Genomic DNA, 8452 nt, shown 5'->3' with positions numbered 1-8452 from the left:
GCTGTGTTAAGCGCAGGTTTGAAACCGATAGTTCAGCCTGGCCATTCACACTAAAACGCAGGGGCGCATACACTTCTTTTAAATTTGCACCTGCTTCAATGAGGCATTTGGTTGGGATCTCAACGGCCTGCCATTCGTTGGAATCGACCATAAAGTCGCCCAGTTTCACCATGCCTGCACAGTTGTCCCCACATGCAATCCCGGCCTGAATGCCCGTACCAGATTGCAATTTAACATCAAATGCCAGTGCTGAATTCGGGGTCGTGAAGTCGAGTAAATCCACCGGGAAAGGAGCGAAGAACTCTACTGTTGCAGGTGTTTCCCCAAACTGCATTAACAGGGTATCTTCCTGAACATGCCTGTCGGCAGTACGGATAGCCATGTCACCAACCGTCAGTACACTGCTGTTCATGGTGCCGGTTTCATCATTGACACGGGCCACGAGCTGCCAAGGTGGCTGTACACTTTGCTGGAAAATTACATGGTCGGCGGCTTCGCTACTGTCTGCCTCAACGGTTTCGTTCAGCATGGGTAAGTTTGTGTTGTTGGCGTAAGTCAGACCATAACCATATTCGAATTGTGGCGTTTTGCCATCGCCTCGATTAATGGGGTTCTGGTAAGGTGTTGCTGGCCAGGTAAACGACAACTTGCCCTGCATAGGGTAAGCAATTTCACCGTTTTCATTGGTGAACAAAACGTCGGCGACACCTTGTCCTTCAGAGCCAGGCAGCCATGCAACAACAAACGCGTCGGTTGCATTAATTTCCGGGTTCACCCATAGAGGTCTGCCGGTGATGAACACGCCTACAACCGGAATACCGTCAGCTTTTAGCTTTTTAAGTAACGCTAAGTCCGACTTCTCACCGCGTTGATACTCAACATTGGCAATGTCACCATTCCCCTCTGCGTAAGGGTTCTCTCCGAATACAACAATAGCGACGTCAGGCTTCTCATCGTAGCTACCGTCAACGCTAAGCACTGCGCTACCGCCGGCTGCACTCACTGCCTGCCGGATCCCCTGATAGATAGACGATGCGCCTGGGAAGTCGCTGTTTTCATTGCCTGTGCCTTGCCAGGTGATTGTCCACCCGCCTGATTGTTTGCCGATGTTATGCGCGCCATCGCCGGCAACCAGTACCTTGCTGTTTGGTTCAAGTGGCAGCAGGTGGTCATTATTTTTCAGCATGACCAGCGATTTACGCACCGCTTCGCGCGCGATGGCGCGGTGCTCAGGATGCCCGATAATCGATTTGTCACCGGACAAGCTGCGGTTCGCCGGTGAAGGAAGATCAAACAGACCTACGCGAACCTTAACCCGCAATACACGGCGCACGGCATCGTCGAGGCGTGACATCGGGATTTCGCCACTTTCTACCTGGGCAACGAGGTTGTGGAACAAGGGCTTCCAGGTCGGCGTTGGTGCCATGTACACATCCAGGCCAGCAAGCAGCGCCTGCGGACAGTTATCGTTAGAGCAGCCTTCAATCTGACCATGCCCGTTCCAGTCACCTACTACAAAACCATCGAAACCCATTTTGTCTTTGAGCACGTCGGTGAGTAAGTACTTATTGCCGTGAAGTTTTTCACCATGCCAGCTATTGAACGATGCCATTACTGACTGCGAGCCTGCACCAAGACCTTCGACATAGCCTTGAGCATGAATGCGAAACAGGGTCTCTTCGTCGGCGATGTTGTTGCCCTGATCGTCACCGTGCTCGGTTCCACCGTCGCCGACAAAGTGTTTAACCGTTGAGACAACGTGCTGGTCGTCGATGTTGCCATCGCTAATATCGCCTTGCAGACCAGTAACAATCGCCCTTGCATAAGCGCCAACCACTTCTGGATCTTCAGAATAACTCTCGTAGGTACGACCCCAACGGTCGTCGCGCGCCGCTGCTACGGTGGGGGCAAATATCCAGTCTATTCCCGTTGCGCGTACTTCTTTTGCTGTCGCGGTTGCGATTTTTTCAATCAGTGCCGGGTCTCGCATTGCCCCAAGACCGATATTATGAGGGAACAACGTGGCGCCAATGACGTTGTTGTGGCCGTGAACTGCGTCGGTTCCCCACATGGTCGGAATGGTGCTGCCATCCAGGCTATCGTCTATTGATGCCTGGTACATCGCTTCTGCCAATGCAATCCATTCATCGGGCGTAGCATGTTTATTGTTGTTTGGAAAAGAACCACCGCCGTTGAGATACGAGCCAAACCCATACTCACGCATATCTTCTACGGTGACGTCGCGAATCTCCGGCTGGACGATTTGCGCCACCTTCTGCTTAACCGTCATAGTGGCCAACATCTCAGAGACTTTCTTCTCAACCTCGTCTGATTTAGCGATGGGTGACTGAATGCTTGGCCAGTAATCTGGTACGGCTGCGTTGTTTGTCGTTGATGTTGCTTCAGGGTTACTTGAACAAGCCCCCAACAATAAGGCCCCCAGGGCTGCTGCAACTGAAGTAGCTAATCGGTATTGCATGGTTATTCTCCAGTCTGTAAGTCGGGCTTAGCGCCTTTCAGGCCATAAAATCCGATGTACAGATAGCAAATAGCAGGTAGTAAAAATGACAGAGTTAATCCCAGTGTGTCAGCCAGGACACCCTGCAACAAAGGAATTAGCGCACCGCCAACGATAGCCAGACACAACAAGCCCGATGCTTTTGCGGTTTGTTCACCCAATCCTTTCAGTGCAAGACTAAAGATTGTTGGGAACATGATCGAGTTACACAAACCGACGGCCAGCATTGACCACATTGCGATATCGCCATTTGTGAGCACGGACGTCACAATGAGAACCACAGAAGCCAGGCTGTTAAAGCCGAGTAAAACACCGGGTTGAATTCGCTGCATTAACGCTGCGCCAATAAATCGGCCTACCATTGCACCACCCCAGTAATAAGCAATGTAAGCGGCTGCCTGACTTTCCGGCATGGAGAGCACATGGGCAGAACCAAAATAGTTTACCAGGAAGCTGCCAATCGACACTTCCGCACCCACATACACAAAAATGCCAATAACACCAAACTTCAGGTGGCGGTGATGCAGCACAGAGCTGGCCTGCCTGTCTTCTAACTGAGCGGGTTGGGCTTCTGCGGGCAACGCCAGGCGACGCGTGAGCAATGCCATTACAGCCAACACGATAGCCAGTGCCAGGTAGGGCACGATTACAGACTCTGCATCGGCCTGAGCATTGGTGGCGGTGTGAGCTGAGAAGATCAGAACCCCACCGATAATCGGCGCGATGGTGGTTCCCAAAGAATTAAACGCCTGGGTCATGGTTAGACGGCTGGAAGCGGTATTGGGGTTACCCATAATAGTGACCAATGGGTTCGCCGCGACTTGCAGTATCGTTATGCCACCTGCCAGTACAAATAATGCCAGCAAAAACATCCAGTATTGCGCCAGTTTCGCTGAGGGAATAAACATGAGGCAGCCCACCGCGGCGGCTAATAAACCGGTGATAATGCCTTGCTTGTAACCTACTTTGCTAACCAGTTTGCCTGCGGGAACAGACACCAGAAAGTATGCGCCGAAAAAGCAAAATTGCACCAACATAGCCTGAGTAAAATTGAGTTCGAACAGGGCTTTAAGGTGTGGAATCAAAATATCGTTCATGGCGGTAATGAACCCCCACATAAAGAACAATGATGTGAGACTCACAAGCGTTGACATAGTGAGCGGAGCAGATGTTCCGGTTGTGGCTGACGCCGATGGCATAGACATAATTGTGCGCCTTGTTTGCAACTTACGAAGCCCGATCTCTTGGGGTGGTGAGATGGAATGTTAATATTTTGTTGGTTGAGTATAGGGCGATTTTATAAAAATGCAAGCGCTTACATTTTGTGTGTGAAATTTCCCCTCAAATTGAAATAACCTCGCATTTTTATGTTGCTCAACCGGTACCGCTTTCTGATTGATATTTTTTTTAATATGCTGATTTTTAATTTATTTTTTAATAGAGCTTTATAAAAAGTGGCGCAGCTATTTTGGCTTGCCAGTGTTATTTCTAATGATAGCGCTTACAGTATTGATGTGTATGGAAATTTTTCGATCAAACGAGTGCATAAGTAACGTGCTGTTACAAAATGTCAAAGACAGACATTATCAATCGTTTCATACTCCATTTACGTTAATAGTTACGTTGGTTTGAGCATGAAACGGTGGATTGTCTTGTTTGCGTGCCTGTTTGGTGCGTTGGCATGCTATACCCTCGGATTTAGTGAGGGTTCTTATATTGTTATCGGTATTGGCGTGGGACTCGAGTTGGCATTTTGGTTGAAATTAATAAAGCCTTAGCAGTTCGCATTCTCTACTTCAGTATTCAGGCTACAGTGAATTGTAAATAACTTGTATATTTAATGAAAGCGCTTACAATTGGTCTTGTGACAAGATTAGTTTACTTCGTTTTTTGACTCTCAGTTGCTTCGAAAGAATGCCAGACTGGTGTGTAAGGCGCTCCTCAATGACTAAAAATCTTACTATAAATCAACGGCTAAACTCCAATCTGTTTCCTGTCGGTGTAGCGACGTCTTCATTTCAGATAGAAGGCGCGAGAGACGGCCGGGAAGCGAGTATTTGGGATACATTCTGTGCCACGCCGGGGGCGGTGAAGGATGGCTCGGATGGCAATGTTGCTTGTGACCATATTCATCGTTGGCAGGACGATATTGAGTTGGTGTCTTCACTGGGGTTTGACGCTTACCGGTTTTCTGTCAGCTGGCCGCGAATAATGAAAGCGTGCGGCAGTGTCAATCAGACGGGGCTTGCGTTCTATGTGGATTTGTTGAAAGCGCTGAAAGACAAAGGACTAAAAGCCTACGTAACCCTATACCACTGGGATTTACCGCAGTATCTTGAAGATAAAGGCGGGTGGCTTAACCGTGAAACGGCTCTGGCATTCGCCGAGTATGTAGATGTAGTCAGCAAGGCATTTAACGGTTATGTGGATTGTTATGCAACCCTGAACGAACCATTTTGCAGTGCGTATTTGGGGTATGAAATTGGTGTGCATGCGCCAGGCAAGGTGGGCAAACAGTTTGGAAAAAAAGCGGCTCATCACTTACTGCTAGCACACGGCATGGCCATGCAGGTGTTGCGTAGGAATGCACCGGATGTGACAAGCGGTATTGTACTAAACTTTACGCCTTACTATGCGTCTACGGCCTCTGAAGCCGACGCGGCTGCGGCTAAACTGGCACATGACCATCACAACGACTGGTATGTTAAACCGGTACTTACAGGTTGCTATCCCGATATTCTGCATTCCCTGCCTGAGAACGAGAAACCTGACATTCTCGATGGCGACCTGGCGCTAATCAATGCGCCGCTGGATTACCTGGGCGTAAACTATTATACCCGTTCATTCGTAGCATCTTGTAGTAATGACGGTTTCAGTATCCTACCGCCCGCAGCAGATGCACCGGTTTCTGCCATGGGTTGGGAAATTTTTCCTAATGCTTTAAGGGACTTGCTATTACAGCTGCACCGTGATTATGATTTACCACCAGTGCAAATCACCGAAAATGGCATGGCCTGTGATGACGCACTTATAAACGGCGAGGTAGACGACCCTGTTCGCGTACAGTATCTGCAGGATCATATGAACGCGGTGGCTGAAGCAATGGAAGCTGGGGTTGATGTGACCGCGTATTTTGTGTGGAGTTTATTAGACAATTTCGAATGGGCTGAGGGCTACCTTAAGCGATTCGGTATTGTTTATGTCGACTACGACACGCAACAGCGTATTCCTAAACGCAGCGCTTTGGTGCTGCAGCGATGGTTAACGCGGCGTAAAGCGTCAAACGGGGAAATGTGACTAGTATGATCAGTGTGAAAGAAAAAGTTGCTTATGGACTGGGTGATACGGCGAGTAACTTTATCTTTCAGACGGTGATGCTCTTTCTGACCTATTACTACACCGATATCGTTGGCTTGAACCCGGCAACAGTAGGCAGTATGTTCCTGCTGGTTCGTTTAATAGACGCTGTTACCGATCCGCTCATGGGTTCACTGGCAGATCGCACCCGAACCCGTTGGGGGTCATACCGCCCCTACCTGCTCTGGCTGGCCCTGCCGTTTGCTATTATCAGCGTGCTGGCGTTTACCACACCTGACACCGACTACCAGGGTAAGCTTATGTACGCCGTTACCAGCTACATTGCCCTCATGTTGATGTATACCGCCATTAATATTCCCTATTCCGCACTGGGCGGCGTAATAACGTCTGATCCCGACGAACGGGTTTCAGTGCAATCTTACCGATTCATTTTCGCTATGATTGGCGGTCTTATCGTGTCGTCATTTACATTGCCGTTGGTTGGCTATTTAGGCGAAGGTGACGACGCCAAAGGTTATCAGCTGACTATGCTGGTGATGGGCGTGGTTGGCATGTGTCTGTTTCTACTTTGTTTTGCTGGCACTCAGGAACGGCTCAAGCCAGAAAAACCCTTGTCCATGCCGTTGATTGCACAACTGAAGTCGGTCTGGCGTAACGATCAGTGCAGAATATTGTGCTTGGTGAGCGTGGTATTACTGACCGGTATCCTGCTGCGAAACTCTCTGACAATTTACTACGTTAAATACGTGCTGAATCGCCCGGACGATGTCACACTGTTTGTTACCATTGGCTTGGTGGGTGGCCTGATTGGTTGTGCGTTTGCGCATCCCCTTGCCAAACGACTGGGTAAAATCCGCCTGTATATTCTGCTTCAACTCGGCGCCGGTACGGCCTGTCTGGTGAATTTCTTTATCCCTGTGAATCTGTGGCTAGTGGCTTTAGCGGTGCATTTCGTATGGGGTTTCTTATTGCAAATGTCGTCACCTCTTTTGTGGGCGAAAATGGCCGATGTGACTGATTATGGCGAAGCGCAAACAGGCGTGAGATTAACCGGTGTTACCTTTTCTACCATCGTGTTCTTTATCAAAGTTGGTGTGGCTTTGGGGAGTGCAATGTCCGGTTGGCTACTGGCGTTCTACGGTTATGAGGCGGGTTCCGTTACTGAGGATGTCAGCAACGGGATAGCCTTCTCATTTTGTATTTTACCCGCGTTAATGTCAGTTTTGGTTGTCATAATTATGCGCTGGTATACATTAGACACACAAAGAGTAGAAGCAGCACAGCAACAAATTCAGGCAGCGCGCCTGAGCGCAACACATTAGAAACAGTGAACAAACATGGTAACCATAAAACAGGTAAGTGAAAAAGCAGGGGTATCGTCTGCAACCGTCTCGCGGGTCATTAATGATACCGGCACCGTAAAAGAAAAGACCCGTAAACTTGTGGTCGCGGCCATGGAAGAGTTGGGTTATCGGCATAATGTGGTTGCAGCATCTTTAGCTTCCAATAAAACCAACACCATTGGTTATGTGGTGCCAGAGTTACACGGCTCCTTTTTTGGCGCAATGATGGGGGGGACCGAGCAGGCCTTACGGGCTGCGCGCAAACACATGCTGATTGCTACTGGGCACTCAGACGAAACCATCGAGAAAACACAGATAGAGGCTTTGTTAAGCCGCCGCTGCGATGCGTTAATTCTTCATGTTGAAGCGGTAAGCGATGACTACTTGGTTAACCTGGTTCAACAGGGCGTAAAACTGGTCGTGGTAAACCGCTATATCGCTGAAATTGACGACAACTGTATTAGCTTGGAAAACGTTAAAGGGGGCTACCTGGCCGCACGGCATTTACTGGATATTGGTCATACCGACATTGCCTATATTGCGGGGTCGTTATTTAAAGCTGATGGTATAAATCGACTGACGGGCCACAAGCAGGCTCTGGAAAGTGCCGGTATTGAGTACGACGAGTCTCTTATGTATGAAGGGAATTTCCAGGCCAAATCAGGTGCAGAAGGCATTCGGGCGCTAATGGCGCGGGGAAAACCGTTTTCAGCCGTTGCCTGCGCAAACGATGAAATGGCGTCGGGTGCTATGAATGCGCTGCGTGAAATGGGTAAACGAGTGCCTGAAGATGTGTCGGTAATAGGGTTCGATAACGTAGACTTTGCGAGTTATTTGTCGCCAGGGCTAACTACGATTGATTATCCGGTTAAGCAAATTGGCACTATGGCTGCACATTGGGTGCTTGACCGGGTTTATGGAAAAGGCAGCCATGAGTTCACTCACGTTGTAGAGCCACGGTTAATCCTGAGAGGTACGACAAGTAGCCCTGAATAGTAACTGGCTTTTTTTTGCCTAATAGCGCTATGCTAACCGGGATTGCTGCCGATAAGGTCTCTAGGGGCTGTTGACCTTTGCTGTATCATTTTTGTTCTATATAGAAGCGTTTTAATCGCGAAACAGGCCTACAGGCATAGTCATTCTACGTCAAAGGACTGTGACAAAGAGTAAAACGCTTCTATGACGAACCCGAAGGGCAGCGTTTGTGCGTCATTTATACTGCGTTATCGCCCACTTATGTAGAGCAACTACACTACGTGGACTCTGCCTTGCC

General features: G+C 49.0%; 5 protein-coding genes. 3 read left to right on the top strand and 2 right to left on the bottom strand.

Annotated elements, in window-relative coordinates:
- Both AC4MRN_RS17705 and AC4MRN_RS17700 read right to left on the bottom strand, forming a co-directional pair.
- A partial coding sequence (locus tag AC4MRN_RS17705; protein ID WP_491204020.1) for a glycoside hydrolase family 3 protein occupies nucleotides 1-2479 on the bottom strand: 2479 nt, incomplete at its 3' end.
- Between the two features lie 2 nt (nucleotides 2480-2481).
- Complete coding sequence (locus AC4MRN_RS17700) at nucleotides 2482-3723, bottom strand: sugar MFS transporter (protein ID WP_139241603.1); 1242 nt, start codon at nucleotides 3721-3723, stop codon at nucleotides 2482-2484.
- Nucleotides 3724-4462: 739 nt separating this feature from the next.
- On the opposite strand from AC4MRN_RS17700, the gene AC4MRN_RS17695 reads away from it, so the two are divergent.
- Genes AC4MRN_RS17695 through AC4MRN_RS17685 form a run of 3 tightly spaced genes read left to right on the top strand, consistent with a single transcriptional unit; the run spans nucleotide 4463 to nucleotide 8175 of the window.
- Nucleotides 4463-5815: a GH1 family beta-glucosidase gene (locus AC4MRN_RS17695; RefSeq protein ID WP_491204019.1), complete on the top strand. Its 1353-nt coding sequence runs from the start codon at nucleotides 4463-4465 to the stop codon at nucleotides 5813-5815.
- 5 nt (nucleotides 5816-5820) lie between these two features.
- Nucleotides 5821-7158, top strand: a complete 1338-nt coding sequence (locus tag AC4MRN_RS17690) for a glycoside-pentoside-hexuronide (GPH):cation symporter (protein ID WP_491204018.1) — start codon at nucleotides 5821-5823, stop codon at nucleotides 7156-7158.
- 15 nt (nucleotides 7159-7173) lie between these two features.
- Nucleotides 7174-8175, top strand: a complete 1002-nt coding sequence (locus AC4MRN_RS17685) for a LacI family DNA-binding transcriptional regulator (protein WP_255051209.1) — start codon at nucleotides 7174-7176, stop codon at nucleotides 8173-8175.
- Nucleotides 8176-8452: the final 277 nt, after the last annotated feature.

It is taken from the genome of Marisediminitalea sp. (genome assembly GCF_984433645.1).
This window is presented reverse-complemented; position numbering and strand designations above follow the sequence as displayed.

Coding starts and splice junctions, on each gene's coding strand:
- AC4MRN_RS17700 (WP_139241603.1), bottom strand. CDS start 3,723: ATGTCTATGCCATCGGCGTCAGCCACAACCGGAACATCTGCTCCGCTC.
- AC4MRN_RS17695 (WP_491204019.1), top strand. CDS start 4,463: ATGACTAAAAATCTTACTATAAATCAACGGCTAAACTCCAATCTGTTT.
- AC4MRN_RS17690 (WP_491204018.1), top strand. CDS start 5,821: ATGATCAGTGTGAAAGAAAAAGTTGCTTATGGACTGGGTGATACGGCG.
- AC4MRN_RS17685 (WP_255051209.1), top strand. CDS start 7,174: ATGGTAACCATAAAACAGGTAAGTGAAAAAGCAGGGGTATCGTCTGCA.